The organism is Desulfoluna butyratoxydans (genome assembly GCF_900699765.1).
GTDB classification, from domain to species: Bacteria; Desulfobacterota; Desulfobacteria; order Desulfobacterales; family Desulfolunaceae; genus Desulfoluna; species Desulfoluna butyratoxydans.
This window is the reverse complement of record NZ_CAADHO010000009.1, coordinates 142,635-157,206: the sequence shown is the minus strand read 5'-3', so window position 1 is coordinate 157,206 and position 14,572 is coordinate 142,635. Positions and strand designations below refer to the sequence as shown.

Genomic DNA, 14,572 nt, shown 5'->3' with positions numbered 1-14,572 from the left:
TGATAGACAAGCAAACTCATTTCTGACCCTTGGAGACGCACAATGCCCATTGTTACCCTGTCCAGTACATCCCAAATAAAACGCAAACTTATCGCGGAACGCATTGCCGAAAGGCTCGGCCACACCTGCATGTCCAGGGAGGTAATCCTCGAGGCATCCGAACAGTACAATGTTCCGGAAATCAAGCTCGCCAAGGCCATCCACGACAGCCCCACCATCTTTGAGCGACTGTCCAACGGCAAGGAACGGTACATCGCCTTTTTCCGAACCGCCCTTTTGAACAACCTGAAGCAAGGCTCCATTGTCTACCACGGCATTGTGGGGCATTTTTTCGTTCAGAGGGTTCCCCATGTCCTGAAGGTGAAAATCATCGACAGCATGGAAAACAGAATCAAAGAGGAGATGGAGCGGGAAGACGTGCCTGAAAACGTGGCGAGAAAACGTGTTCTCCAGGAAGACAAGGAGCGCTACAACTGGTGCTCGTCCCTGTACAAGATGGATACCCGGGACCCGGAACTCTACAACATGGTCATCAACTTAGAGCGCATCTCTGTGGATGACTGCGTGGACATCATCTGCCACACCCTTGAAAAAGAGTCCTTCAAAGATACCGAAGATGCGGAAAAACAGCTGAGCGACATGGCCCTGACGGCCACGGTCAAGGCAGCCATCGTCCAGAAATACAGCGAAGCCAAAGTGACGTCCCACAACGGCAACGTGGTCATCACCATGGACCCGCCCGTGGCACAGATCCCCAAAAAGAAACGGGACATCCGCGCCCTGACCTGCGGCATCGAGGGGATCAAACACCTGGAGCTGGACCTCAAGGCCAAGACGATTCCGCGAACGCCGATGCATAAATAATTTAGTGAATAGTGAATTATAGCGTGGAGGGTTACTAAGCGATCTTTTTTTTTGCATTTACCTGCTTTTTCCACTCACTACTTACCACTCACTACTCACTGTTTTTTCAGCACCATCGCCGTCCGGGCGGGCAGATAGGTATAGATCCGGTGCCCGCCCTTGGCGTCGGGGAACGAAAAGAAACGCTGCTCCTCTTCGATGCGGCCCTGGCCCCCGAAATGACGGGCGTCGCTGTTCAGGTGCATGTTGTAATCACCGGGGCTCACGGACACGGGATGGTCCACCCAGGACTCGGTGGGATGAAAGTTGAAGATATAGACCATGGCTCCCCTTTCAAAGGCGAGCCATTTTTTTATGCGCGAAATCCCCAGGAGCCGGATGGGGGCCTCGCCAAAAAGACCGCCATCTTGGATAAGGGCCGTCATGGCCCGGTCAAAGCTTGCCAGAAAGGGGTATTTCAGGTCCGTGTTGTCCACCAGGCTCCACTGCCGCCTGGCATAATGACCGGACCAGTCGTTGCCGTGGCGGGGAAAATCGATCCACTCCGGGTGACCGAACTCATTGCCCATAAAGTTGAGATACCCGCCGCTGGCCGTTGCAAAGGTGATGAGGCGAATCATCTTGTGGAGGGCCATGGCCCGCTCGATGAGCGGATCGGTGTCGTCTTTTCCCATGTGATCGTACATGGCAGCCCCGGCCATGCGGAAAAAGTGGGTCTGGTCCCCCACCAGAGCCTGGTCATGGGATTCGGCATAGCTGATGGCAGGCTCCCTGTGGCGCCCGTTGGTCAGTTCGTACCAGATCGTGTCGAGGTTCCAGGACTCATCGGGCACCTCCTTGATTAGCTTGGTCCAGAGATCGGGAAGCCCCATGGCAAACCGGTAATCAAACCCGGTTCCCCCGAGCTCCCGGGGAAGGGCCAGGCCCGGCATGCCGCTCACATCTTCTGCAATGGAAAGGGCCGAGGGACGAATCTCGTGGATCAATCGGTTGGCAAGGGAGAGATAGACCAGCGCCTCTTCGTCCACTTCGTCCCCGTAATAGTCGTCATACGACGTGAAGCACCGGTTCATGCCCCGGTGGTGGTAAAGCATGCTGGTGACCCCGTCAAACCGAAACCCGTCCAGGCGATACGTCTCCAGCCAGTACCGGCAGTTGGAGAGAAGAAACCGGACCACCCCCTCTTTTCCGTAGTCAAAACAGCGTGAATCCCACCCCTCGTGATGCCCCCTGCTGCCGTCGTGAAAATAGAGATGCGAGGAACCGTCCTGGCGGCTCAAGCCCTCCACCTCGTTGCCCGCCGAGTGGGAATGAACCAGGTCGATGATCACCCGGATCCCCATGCCGTGGGCGGTGTCCACAAGGCGCATAAAGGCTTCGGGGGTTCCGAACCGGGACGAGACGGCAAAGTAACTGGTCACGTGATACCCGTAAGACCCGTAATAAGGATGCTCCAGGATCCCCATCAGCTGAATCGTGTTGTACCCCGCCTTTTTGATGCGGGGCAGCACATGATCCGTGAAATGGTCGAAGCCGGCCACGTCGCCTTTCTCCCCGGCCATGCCCACATGGGCTTCGTACACCAGGGGGGGGACGCCCTCTTCGATCATGGGCCGGTTCCGCCACACATAGGGCTCCGGGCGCCATGCCTGGGCGTTGAAAAGAAGGGTCTCGGGATCCTGAACCACCCGATGGGCATGGGACGGAATGCGGTCCCCTGAGCCCCCTTCCCAGTGGATGCGGAACCGGAACAGGGTGCCGTGGGGCATCTCCTCTTCGGGAAGAGTGATCTCCCAGATATCCGACCCGTATCGGCGCGTGAGGGCATACTCGGGCCTCTCCTGCCAGTCGGAAAACGCCCCCACAAGATACACGGCCGTGGCATTGGGCGCCCACTCCCCGATTCGCCAGGAGCCCCCTTCGTACCTCGGACCATAGACAAGGTGGGTATCGGCAGCGTCCCTGAGGCTCCCGTGCCGGGACAGAAGCTTTTGGGCAAGGCTCACCTTTTCCAGGCGTCTCACCAGTACCGATCCGTAGGGTTTCAGCCAGGGATCCAGGCTGATGAGGGTCGCGGCCAGTTCTCCGGCATGGTCCAGGCCCGTACAGCTGTACCCGTTTCCCGTTTCGCTACACAATAAAGGGCCGTTCAAGCATCGTCTCATAAAGGTCAATGTACCTGTTCGCCGTTACGGTGTGATTGAAGGTCCTGCGACTCTCATCCATGATGCGGACAATCTGGGATCGTTTGAAGGCCTCGGGTTTCCGCCAGAAGGCCATGGCCTCATCAACGGCCCAGCGCAGACCGCAGGAGTCGTAGGAGTTGAACAGAAATCCATTGCCCGTTCCCTCCTCGGCATTGAGGTGGGTCACGGTGTCGTGAATCCCGCCGGTGTCGCAGGCCACGGGCAGGGTGCCGTACAGGGGGCCGATCATCTGGGGCAGACCGCACGGCTCGAACCTTGACGGCATGAAGAGAAAGTCCGACGCCGCATAGGCCAGCCGGGAGAGGGACTCCTCAAAGGGGGCCAGAGCCACCCGGGACTGCAGGTTAAAGGTCCGGATGATCCTCTCGAAATGGGGCTTGAACGCACCGTCGGCAACCATCACCACCTGCATGCCGTCATGCCAGTAGTGGGACAGGGTCTCGTAGAGGATCTCCGCCAGGAGACCGCATCCCTTCTGCAAAGGATCCAGCCGGGACGGCCAGAAAAAGAGGGGCGCATTGTGATCCGCCGTGAGCCCCAGCTTCTCCTGGAGGTGGATCTTGTTGGACCGCTTGCCCGCCTTATGGCTTTCTGCGGTATAATTCCGGAAGATGGCCGTGTCGGTTTCCGGGTCGCAGGTGTCGTCCGGGGCGTTCAGGATCCCGGCGGCACATCCCGCGTGCCACTTGTTGGCCAGCTCCTGCCGCAGCTGACTTGTGACCATGTCGTGGCCGCCATGGACAATCTCCCGGAAAAAGGTGGGACTCACCGTGTTCACATAATGGGAAGCAAACACCCCGCTCACCAGGTAATCCACGGGGATGGTGTCCCGGGACGCCTCATAGTTCCCCGGAGGCCGGGTAAAATAGAGGTGCTGCCAGAAGTCCGCCGTATCGATGCCCCGGTCTTCGATGGTGGCCATCACCGTCTCCCGGCTGTGGACATTGTGCAGGGTAAAAAGGCAGGGAATTCCCACCCGCCTGGCCATGGCGGGAATCAGCCCGGTCATCCAGTCGTTGCAATGGATCAGGTCCGGCTTCACCCTCGGGATCACGTTGTTGATCACCTCTCGCTGAAAGGCCAGGGAGATCTTCACGTCTTCCCCGTTGTACCCCGAATAGATCTGATCAAGGTAGAAAAAAGCCCTGTCTTCGGCCAGATGGATCCGGTCGCTGGTGATGGAGTTCCGGATCCGATCCACCTCCTCGTCAAAATCGTTTCGCAACTGATCCCTGAAAATCGCCCTGTAGTTGGGCAGGGTCACGTGGACATCTCCCCCCTGTTCGTAGAGCGCCCGAATAAGGGAAGACGAGACATCCGCCAGCCCCCCGGCCTTGGCGTGCATTTTGTCCGCCCCCTCCCCCATGCCTGCGGGAAGGTACGTAATCTCAGGCGTAACAATAAGCACCCGGGGCGTTTTATTCCGAGATGTGGGCATGTTGATTTTCTCCGGCGGCGGCGAAGGGAGCCACCTGGGCAATGGGTTTGGAATCACGTTTTGGAAACCGCCCTGCCGATAGTGACGATGCGCAGGGGCAGCATTCATGCAAAGGTTGGTCAAACCATATCCTCCTGGGCAATGGGGCCGATACCCTCCGGTGAGGTCCGATCCCCCTGATAATAAAGGTGTCAATCGCTGCTGAGCAGAGTCTTGACCCGGAGCCACTCGCTGACGCTCCAGGCCTGGGCGTCGCAACCGCGTTGGACGTGGGGTACGCTGCCGTCCATGATCTCCGGGAGATGGCCGTAGCACCCGGACAGGACCTGGTGCAGAGGTTCGTGAAGCAGGGACAGGGCTGTTTTTCGCCCGCCATCCCCAAACGCGCAAAACCAGGCCTCGCAAAAGAGAGGATACAACCACCCCCATGCGGTGCCGTTGTGGTACGCGGGTTTGCGCTCCCGCTCTTCGTCTCCCTGGTACACCCCCTGGTAGGGGCGATGGGGATCGTTGAGGGGCAGGCCTTCCCAGGTAAGGGGCAGGGGATAGGCCACATGCCGGTCCGCAAGGCTCCGCATCGCTCCGGGTACCACCAGTTCCCTGCAGGCCTCCACCACCTTCCGGGCCCGAACCGGGTCCTCCACCACCCCCAGGGTAACGGCCAGAAGCTGGTTCGGACGCAGATGGTCGTCAGCCGCGGCCTGCACCGCAGGCACGGGCGTCTCCGCATGCAGACAATCGCTGAGCGCCCCTGTGGCGTTGCATGTAAACAGATCGAGAACCGATGTCTGAACATTTCGCGCCAGGGCCAGCCAGGCCGCCCCCCCCTCTTTGTCCATCCGCCCCAGCCCCGTGAGTGTCCGGTACCAGAGGGCCTGTATTTCAATGCAGTACCCGGACCGGGGCGTGCACGCAGGATGATCGGTGTCCATCCAGGTAAAATGGGCGGGACTGAAGACCAGGCCGGACAAGGGATCCGTGACAATGCCGTTGGGTGTTCCGTCTGAATAGTGCCGGGCGATGGAGAGCAGGATCTCCCTCAGGGGGCGGCCCCCCATGTCCAGCTCAAAAAAGCTCTCGTCTCCGACGGCCTCGGCCGCTTCAAAGGCCGCCACGGCAAACCACAGGGGCGCGTCGGTGGTATCCCTGTTGCCCGTGTTTCGCCCCAGGATCATGTTGGGCAGGGTCCCCTTCTCCTCGAACTGCCCGAACTGGGTCAGCACGGCCGTGGCGTCCCCGTGACGCCCTGCTGCCAGGAGCCCCCGCACACAGATGAGGGAATCACGCCCCCAGTCCAGGAACCAGGGGAACCCGGCAATCACCGATTTGTGCTCTTCACGATGCACCAGGTATGCGGAGAGGGATCGGTCCATCAGCGCATCGGGGGTAAGCTCGAGTTCGCCGTCATCCATCACAGGCCCCGCCCGGGAATAGAGGGGTGACGCGGCCTTCGGCACCACCTGACCGTCCACCACCGTGCTGTCTCCCTGGCAGAGCATGGTCTCCATGTACCCGGGACTGAAAAGGTCGGTGGTGGCATCGAGTCCCCGCTCCTGCTCCAGGGGCAGGGGTACCATGTAGTCCCACTTGGGCGATGCATGATAGCTCCCGTCACTTAAGGTCAGGGCAAATCGGTGTCCCCCTGCCAGGTCAAAGAAAAACCCTCTTTTTTCCGTGACGATCCGACTGGGCCACTGGGTTTCCGGACCGGTGTACGCCTTGGTGGTGTGATGAAAGCTGCGGTCCTCGATATCGGGCCTCAGGATCAGCCCCACGGGCTCTTCCGCCTCCAGCATCCGGCCAAAGGAAGCCGCTGTCCGGCGAAAGCAGAGGCGGGTGCGGTTCTCCCCCTCCACGCCTTCGATGCGCATCTCCACCTGGACCAGCTTGCCGTTGCCCACCGGCACCAGGTAAGTCCAGAGCCCCACCATGCCCTTGCCCGTCCTGAACCTCTCCAGATACTCCAGGGCCAGGGGAAAGGAGAAACCGCCGTAGGTCACCCAGGCCCTGCACCGCGTCCAGACCACCCGCCGGTCTTCGGGACACGCCGGGTTGAGGTTTGCCGCCAGCAACGCATCGTACTTGCTTGTCAGGCGTTCCCTTTCAACAGGAACGCGGACCAGCGCCCCCCTGCCGTTGGACCCGATGACGATGGAGGGAAAAGGATGGTCCCCACGGACAAACTGGAGGGGAAGGCGCTTGGGCTCCCGGGCGGTGAGGTAACGGATGCCGCCGGTTCCGTTGTGTATCCCGTCGGGGGCGTAAAGGGTCAGGCAAAGCCGCCCGTGTTCGGTTTCCCCCCTGTCCCGCCTCGGCATGAAAAGGGCGGTCACCTCCCCGGAGGGCAACCGGATTCCCGTCTCCGCACCGCAGGTCTCTGCCCCCACCTCCCGCACCACCCGGAACGGATGGGGACAACACACCATCAGAAAGTGATCGGGGGGCACCATCACCTCCCGATGCCTATCCATGGGCCAGCGCCACACCACGGTCCGCGTCTCCATGGAAAAGGGATTCTCACGCCTCAGGTACCCTTCGGGATCCCGGGTAAAGTGCCCCACAGCGTCGTCAATGGAAAAGTCCGAGCAGTCCGTCAGGCCATGGTAAAAGGTGTGAACCTTCAGGCAGGCCGCCGCCAGAATCTTTCGGTGCAGGTGCTCGGGCCACACCGAGGGTGCCCGGCCATGGGTGGCCACGGCCTCCACATCCCCTGCGTCCGGTGTCAGGCAGAGCACTTCCCCCGGGGCCAGGTCCAGGGCAACCCCTCCGGCCCGCGGGGTGACAACCACCCTCTTCCCGGTGAGCAGGTCCCAGAACGGCCCCCGGGACAACGTATCGGCCGACCAGGAGGCCATGGCAGGCGCCCTGCAGTCGGTGTTGGCCACCACCCAGAGGCTTTTGTCCGTTGCGTCATGGTCTCGACGCACCACCACGGTCTCCTCGGATGCAGAGTCCAGCACCGAGAGTTCCGTGCCTTCGTAGTAGCAGGGATGGTGTTTCAGAATCGTTGCAAGACGCGCCAGGTGATCCACCAGGTTTTCCCGGCTCCCCCAGTTGAGCCCCGAGGAGCCGTGCACGTCGATCTTCTCCGTGGCCAGCCACTCCACCCCGTTGGCAAACCCGAAGCTGCCGTTGCAGGAGAGAAGAGCGCACAGGGCGGTCCTGTGTCGGGCGTAGCACGAGGAAACCGCGGCCAGGCGATTGTTGTCATGGGTCTCGGCAAAATTGACCAGAAGCCCATCTTCCCGGGAAATCCCGGCAAGTTCCCGGAGGTAGTTTTCCACGGCCCTTTTGTCTTCGTTCTGGAAGAGCTCGGAGTAGCCCCAGTCAAACCCGCAGCGCCCCAGGATCTCCCGTGTGGCGTCGATGCCCCCGCCCAGCCCCTCCAGCAGGAAAATGGTATGGGGATAGGCCGCCCGCACCGTGCGCACCACCTGGATCCAGATCCGCGGGGGGATCATGTACCCGGCATCGCACCGGAACCCGTCCACACCCCGGTGGCACCAGGTGAGAAAGGCCTCGGTGAGGTGATCGGCCACCCCGGGGCTGGAGTGATCCAGCTCTGTGAGGTCCGCCCAGACCACCCCCCAGGCACCCGGGGAGACGATCTCGCCGTCGGCCCTGCGAAGCAGCCACTCCGGGTGTGCTTCATGGACCCATGCAGCCCAGCCCGTATGGTTGGCAGCCAGGTCAAGGATCACCTTTGCACCGCGTTCGTGGATGGCATCCGTCAGATCCGTGAACTGCTCCACAGGGGTTCTTTTGCGATCGAATTCCGCCAGAGAAGGCTCCACCCCCGTAAAACTCAAGGCAGCGTACGGGCTGCCGAAGCGCCCCATCTTTCCGAAGGTGGTGGGCAAAGGATTCACCGGCAGGAGCTGGATCACGTTGCAGCCCAGCCTGCCGATGATAAAATCGAGGTGACGCGCAAAAGACCGGAAAGTCCCGGACGGAGGGATCACGGTGTGGCCTTCCCGCTCCAGGCGGGCCGTGGCCTCGGCACAAGGCTCTGATGCCTCGCGTTCAAGGAGCATGGAGGGACCGAACTGTCGCAAAAAAGCGTTGTATATAATGGAGGAACAGCATGTGGCAGCCGGCTTGGCATGAATCTTCACGTTGCCGCCCTGCACCCAGAGGATTCCCCCCGCCTGCTTCACGCAGCAGGTGGCCTCGAAGTACCCGGCTTCGGTCACCGGCAGGGTGAGGACAAAACGGCCCTTGCCCGCCGGAATCATGGGAATGTCCCGCCAGGCGTTTTCCGGATAGGCGGGGCAGGCTTCCTCCACCTCCGGAGCGGTAAACCCCAGGTTTGTGCGCACCACCCCTTCCCCGCCTTCCCCCTCGCCCAGACGAAGGTCAAAGACAAGGATCTCCCCTTCGTAGCGTACCAGGGAACTGCCGGGTGTCGGTGTCTGGGTCAGCGGACCGACCGATTTCCTTGTACCGGATAGATTCATGACAGCCTCGGATGCGGATCGTTGGGTCGCGGGATCGACAGGTTGAAGGTGAACAGGGTGACGGCTCGGCCCGTTTGGAGAGTCCACAAAAGCACGGGCAATTACGCGGGACACATCAGGTTACTGGGCAGGGCTCACCCCCCAGATGTCCCGGGCGTACTCCAGGATGGTGCGATCGCTTGAAAAGGTTCCGGTGTGGGCGATATTCTTCACCACAAGCCCGGCCCACTTTCGCGTATCGAGAAAGCAGCGGTCCACCTCCTGCTGGATCAACAGGTAAGACGAGAGATCGGCCAGGTGATAATACATGTCCCGACCGTAGAGCAGGTGCTCAAAAATCCAGGTAAACAGGCCGGGGTCCTTGGGGCAGAAAAGATTCCCGGTGAAGGCGTCGAGGATCCGCTTGACAGCCGGATCGTTTTCGTAGATGTCCCAGGGGTTGTACTCCCTTCCCTCGCGAAGGGAACGGATCCCTGCCACATCGTGGCCGAAGATGAAGATGTTGTCCCGGCCCACCTCGTTCATGATCTCGATGTTGGCCCCGTCGCAGGTGCCCACGGTAAGCGCCCCGTTCATGGCAAACTTCATGTTCCCCGTTCCCGATGCCTCGGTGCCTGCCGTGGAAATCTGCTCGCTCAGATCAGCCCCGGGGATAATCGTTTCCGCCACGCTCACCCGGTAATCAGGCACAAAGGCCACCCGTAAAAACCTGCGGGCTTTGGGGTGGGCGTTCACCACCGAGGCGATGCTGTTGATCAGCTTGATGATCTGCTTGGCCACCTGGTACCCCGGGGCCGCCTTTCCCGCGAACACAAAGGTGCGGGGCACCTCAGGGCATTTATCGTCCTCGGTGATCATCAGGTACTGGTGGACAATGTGAAGGGCCTTCAAAAGCTGCCGCTTGTACTCATGGATCCGCTTGGCATGGACATCGAACAACGAGTCCGGATCCACCCTTATGGTGGTGTCGCTCCAGATAAGGGCGGCCAGTTTCTCTTTGTTCGCCCGCTTCACCTGCATGAGCCGATCCAGGAACCCGGCATCCTCGGCCCAGGCTTCCAGGGCCTGAAGCTTGTGCAGGTCCCGGATCCATCCGTCGCCGATGGTCTCGGTGATCAGGGAGGCAAGGCCGGGGTTGGCCTTGAGCAGCCAGCGCCTCGGAGTCACCCCGTTGGTCTTGTTGTTGAATTTTTCCGGCCAGAGCCTGTAAAAATCCGGCAACAGGTGGTTCTTGAGCAGCTCGGTGTGCAGGGCGGCCACCCCGTTCACCGAGTGGCTCCCCACCATGGCCAGGTGGGACATGCGCACCTGCTTCTCCTCTCCCTCTTCGATGAGGGAGACGTTTCGCACCAGGTTCTCGTCCCCGGGCCACCTCAGGGTAATCTCCTCCAGAAAACGTCGGTTGATTTCGTAAATGACCTGAAGATGACGGGGCACCACGAACTCCATGAGGCTCACCGGCCACTTTTCCAGGGCCTCGGGCAGCAGGGTGTGGTTGGTATACCCGAAGGTCCGCTCCGTGATGGACCAGGCCCGCTCCCAGGGCAACGCCTTTTCGTCCACGAGGAACCGCATGAACTCGGCAATGGCCAGGGCCGGATGGGTATCGTTGAGCTGGATGGCAACCTTTTCCGGGAACAAATCAAGGTTATCGTAGTTGCGCAAAAACGTCTGGGAGATGTCGCGGATCGAACAGGCCACGAAGAAATACTCCTGCACCAGGCGCAGGAGCCGCCCTGCGTGGAAATAATCCGAGGGATAGAGCACCTTGGAGATGTTCTCCGAGGAGATCTTGTTTTTCACCGCCTCGTGGTAATCCCCGTCATTGAAGATCTCCACGTCGAACTCCTCCGACGACTTGGCGGAAAAAAGGCGCAGGGTGTTCACCGTCTCCCCGCCGTATCCCACGATGGGCATATCAAAGGGCACCCCCACCACCATCTCCCAGTCCCGCCACATGGGGTTGTAGTCCCCCTTTTTGTCGCGGGTATGGTCGATGCGTCCGAAAAACGGTACCAGGCACGCCTCTTCCGGGCGCGAAATCTGCCAGGGATTGCCCCGTTTTAACCAGTTGTCCGACGCCTCCCGCTGGTACCCGTTGCAGAACTGCTGCCTGAAATGCCCGAACTCGTAGTTGATTCCGTATCCGTAGCCGGGAATGCCCAGGGTGGCCATGGAATCGAGAAAACAGGCAGCCAGTCGCCCCAGCCCTCCGTTGCCCAGGGCCGCGTCCGTGGTGCACTCCTGAACCTCATCCAAATCCACCCCCATCTCTTCCAGGGCAGATTTGAAGGTGTCGTAGAGCTTCAGGTTGCAGAGGTTGTTGCCCAGGGCCCGGCCCATGAGAAACTCCATGGAAAGATAGTACACCCGCTTGACCCGCCCCTGGCTGTAACGCTTTTCCGTTTCAAAAAGCCGCTCGAACAGCCGATCCCGCACCGACAGGGAGACCGCCCAGTAAAGGTCCCGAACGGAGGCTTTTTTCCAATCCCGGCCCAGGGTGTACCTCAGGTGATGGATCACCGACGCCTGAAGCGCTTCCTGGGTGTTCATGAGACGCATGCCGTCAAAAAGTTTCATCGTATCTGTCCATGGGGTACGGCCAGGGGAACGCACCCCTGCCATAGGGAATATGGGTTAACGACCTGGTTCCTTCGGCACAAACCCCGTGCCGAAGCGACTCGTTGCAAGCCGGACGAAAACATGCGGGTTCCGTGGTATCGCATCACCCGGCAGGGTACGCAGGAATAAAAGCGTAACTGGCTCAAAATAAGACAAACGGATTTTCGGGAAAAATCGACCGCAGCCAAAGGTGGGCTGCCTGGGTATGTCACATCATCTGGATTGGCTTTCTGGACATGACGCATGCCGGTCCGACATAATCCCCCTGACGATGAGGGGCAAGGGAGCCGGGCTGTCGAGGAAAGCCCTGTACGGGTGGATTGCGCCGTTGCGCTGGAAGTCGGTTCTACAAGTTGTCAGATTATCTCAAAATTTCCTTTTTATTTCAACACAAGGCTTTCCCTCTGCGGGAAAAACGTTTCTGTACGCAGAAACATTCCTTGACACCAAATTCCCTGCCGTGTATAACAGCCGCAACGATGCTTAATAAATGCATGGAAAAAAAAGCCCCCCCGAAGGGTCGGCTTTTTAAACGTAAAAAACACCCTTTTATCTAAGGAACCTCGTCAGCATGGCACTCAGCAACCGAACCCTCACCCTTGCCGCACCCTTCTTCTGGTGGTGGCGCACCCGTATCAACGGTCTGCCCACGCACCCCTTGCCTTGCTGAACACTGAATTTCAATAGAATCCGACAGGGACCGTGAGCACACCTCACGGTCCTTTTTTATTTTAAGGGCCGAACGCAACGACGTTACCGGCCCTTTTTTTATATCCAGACCCGAGGGCCGCACGTCTCTCAATGATCAATTGCAAGCAAACACCTGCTTAAGGAAAACACCATGTTTCTCTCAGAATTCCCTTCACGCGACGCCTTCATCGCCTTAGCCGAGCAAGCCGATGTCATCCCCCTGTGCCGGGAGATCCTGGCCGACCAGGAGACGCCGGTCTCCCTTCTCACGCGGTTCTACACCCCGGACGCCCCCCTCTTCCTGCTGGAGAGCGTGGAGGGCGGAGAGCGCTGGGGACGGTTCAGCTTCCTGGGTGTGTCGGCGCGCATGGAGGTGCGGGTCTTTCTCGATGACGTGGAGACAACAGCCGGAGAGACCGTGGCCAGGGTCGCCCACCACGGCAAGCCCCTTGAGGTCCTCCGGGACATCATGGCCGGATGCAATGCCGCGGAACTCCCGGAGCTTCCCCGCTTCCAGGGCGGACTCACCGGGTTCATGACCTACGAGATGGTCTCGTTCTTTGAAAACATCCCCCACGATCACCCCAAGGAGAAACCCCTGGCCCACTTCATCCTGGCAGACGAGATGATCCTTTTCGACAACATCCGCAACACCATGGTGGCCATGGTGCTCTGCTTCACAGAGGACTTCCCGGACTCTGCGGCCCTCTACGAAAACGGAACAAAGCGCCTGGACGCCCTCATGGACAAGGTGGAGCACGGCAACGGCAAGACCCCGGGCAAGAAACCCGACGTGCCCCTCTCCCCCGCACCGGTCATCTCCCACGAGGCGTACCGGGCCAGGGTGGCCAAGGCCCGGGAAGCGATCTTCGAAGGTGAAATCATCCAGGCCGTCATCTCCCAGCCCTTTACCTGCCAGGCGCCCCCCTGTCCCGTAGAACTCTACCGGGCTCAGCGCTACATCAACCCCTCGCCCTACCTCTACTTCATGAACCTGGGCGACACCTGCCTGGTGGGCTCCTCCCCGGAGGTGATGGTGCGCCTGGAGCGGGGTACGGCCACGGTCCGTCCCATCGCCGGAACCCGGCCCCGGGGCGCCAGCCAGCAGGAAGACCGACGGCTGGCAGACGACCTGTTAAAAGACGAAAAAGAGCGGGCCGAACACCTCATGCTGGTGGACCTGGGCCGCAACGACCTGGGCCGCGTGGCCACCACCGGCACCGTGCAGGTCACTGACCTCATGGTGGTGGAGCGCTACTCCCACGTCATGCACCTGGTCTCCAACATCTCCTGCGACCTCAAGCCGGGCCTCGACGCCTTCGACCTGGTGAAAGCCACCTTCCCGGCAGGCACCCTCTCGGGCGCCCCCAAGGTACGGGCCATGGAGATCATCGCCGAACTGGAAGAGTCCCCGAGGGGACCCTACGGCGGCGCCGTGGGCTACATCTCCTTCAGCGGCAACATGGACCTGGCCATCACCATCCGTACCGCCGTCATCGAAGGGGAGACCCTCACCGTCCGCGCCGGGGCCGGTATCGTGGCCGACTCCGACCCGGAGACCGAACGGCAGGAGACCGTCAACAAAGCCATGGCCATCGAAAAAGCCCTGATGCTGGCCACCCGGAGTTAACGCTTCACCCATGGGCACCAAAACGCCCGTAACGTTTTTAAAGCACAGGTGACACACCATGATTCTGATGATCGATAATTTTGATTCGTTTACCTACAACCTCGTCCAGTACCTGGAGATGGGGGGCGCCGACGTGACGGTGTACCGCAACAACGCCGTCACCGTGGAAGGGATCAAAGACCTCTCCCCTTCCGGCATCGTCATCTCCCCGGGGCCGGGACGGCCCGCGTCCGCCGGGGTCTCTATGGACGCCATCCGCACCTTTTCCGGCCAGGTGCCCATCCTGGGGGTCTGCCTCGGCCACCAGAGCATCGCCGAGGCCTTCGGGGGCACCATCATCCGCGCCAAGGCCGTGATGCACGGCAAGGTCTCGGAGGTGGAAACCGATGGCGAGGGCATCTTCTCCGGTATCGCCTCCCCCATGAAGGCCATGCGCTACCACTCCCTGGCCGTGGAAGAGTCAAGCCTGCCCGAAGAGCTTGTGGTCACGGCCAGGACCGCCGACGGCGAGATCATGGGGCTGAGGCACCGGACCCACCCCACCGAAGGGATCCAGTTCCACCCGGAATCCATCATGACCACCACGGGGAAACGGCTGCTCCGTAATTTTATCAAGCGCACCGGCTGATATCCCCCCACCGTCCATGGCGCATGGTTTGAAGCG

Annotated in this window: 7 protein-coding genes; 3 read left to right on the top strand and 4 right to left on the bottom strand. The window is 60.5% G+C overall.

The annotated features are described in order from the left end of the window. The first annotated feature begins 42 nt into the window (after nucleotides 1-42). On the top strand, nucleotides 43-864 hold the full coding sequence (locus MSL71_RS20810; protein ID WP_180144245.1) for a cytidylate kinase-like family protein: 822 nt from the start codon (nucleotides 43-45) through the stop codon (nucleotides 862-864). 95 nt (nucleotides 865-959) lie between these two features. Here MSL71_RS20810 and MSL71_RS20805 read toward each other — a convergent pair whose 3' ends face one another. The 4 genes from MSL71_RS20805 to MSL71_RS20790 form a co-directional block, all read right to left on the bottom strand. Further along, a complete protein-coding gene (locus MSL71_RS20805; RefSeq protein ID WP_246317844.1) occupies nucleotides 960-3,017 on the bottom strand; it encodes an alpha-amylase family glycosyl hydrolase in 2,058 nt (685 codons plus the stop codon). Then, the gene (locus MSL71_RS20800; protein ID WP_180144239.1) at nucleotides 2,995-4,509 is read right to left on the bottom strand and encodes a glycogen synthase; all 1,515 of its coding nucleotides are present in this window, start codon (nucleotides 4,507-4,509) and stop codon (nucleotides 2,995-2,997) included. Before MSL71_RS20800 ends, MSL71_RS20805 begins: the two co-directional genes overlap by 23 nt. Before the next feature lie 191 nt (nucleotides 4,510-4,700). Further along, nucleotides 4,701-8,966 (bottom strand): amylo-alpha-1,6-glucosidase, encoded by a 4,266-nt coding sequence (locus tag MSL71_RS20795; protein WP_180144236.1) that lies wholly within the window; start codon nucleotides 8,964-8,966, stop codon nucleotides 4,701-4,703. 120 nt (nucleotides 8,967-9,086) lie between these two features. Further along, the gene (locus MSL71_RS20790) at nucleotides 9,087-11,546 is read right to left on the bottom strand and encodes a glycogen/starch/alpha-glucan phosphorylase (protein WP_246317843.1); all 2,460 of its coding nucleotides are present in this window, start codon (nucleotides 11,544-11,546) and stop codon (nucleotides 9,087-9,089) included. A gap of 883 nt (nucleotides 11,547-12,429) precedes the next feature. Between MSL71_RS20790 and MSL71_RS20785 the strand changes: the two genes are divergently transcribed. Together MSL71_RS20785 and MSL71_RS20780 are read left to right on the top strand one after the other, a co-directional pair. After that, nucleotides 12,430-13,908, top strand: coding sequence for an anthranilate synthase component I family protein (locus tag MSL71_RS20785; RefSeq protein ID WP_180144233.1), 1,479 nt, complete (start codon nucleotides 12,430-12,432; stop codon nucleotides 13,906-13,908). Nucleotides 13,909-13,966: 58 nt separating this feature from the next. After that, the gene (locus tag MSL71_RS20780) at nucleotides 13,967-14,536 is read left to right on the top strand and encodes an anthranilate synthase component II (RefSeq protein WP_180144230.1); all 570 of its coding nucleotides are present in this window, start codon (nucleotides 13,967-13,969) and stop codon (nucleotides 14,534-14,536) included. Nucleotides 14,537-14,572 lie beyond the last annotated feature (36 nt).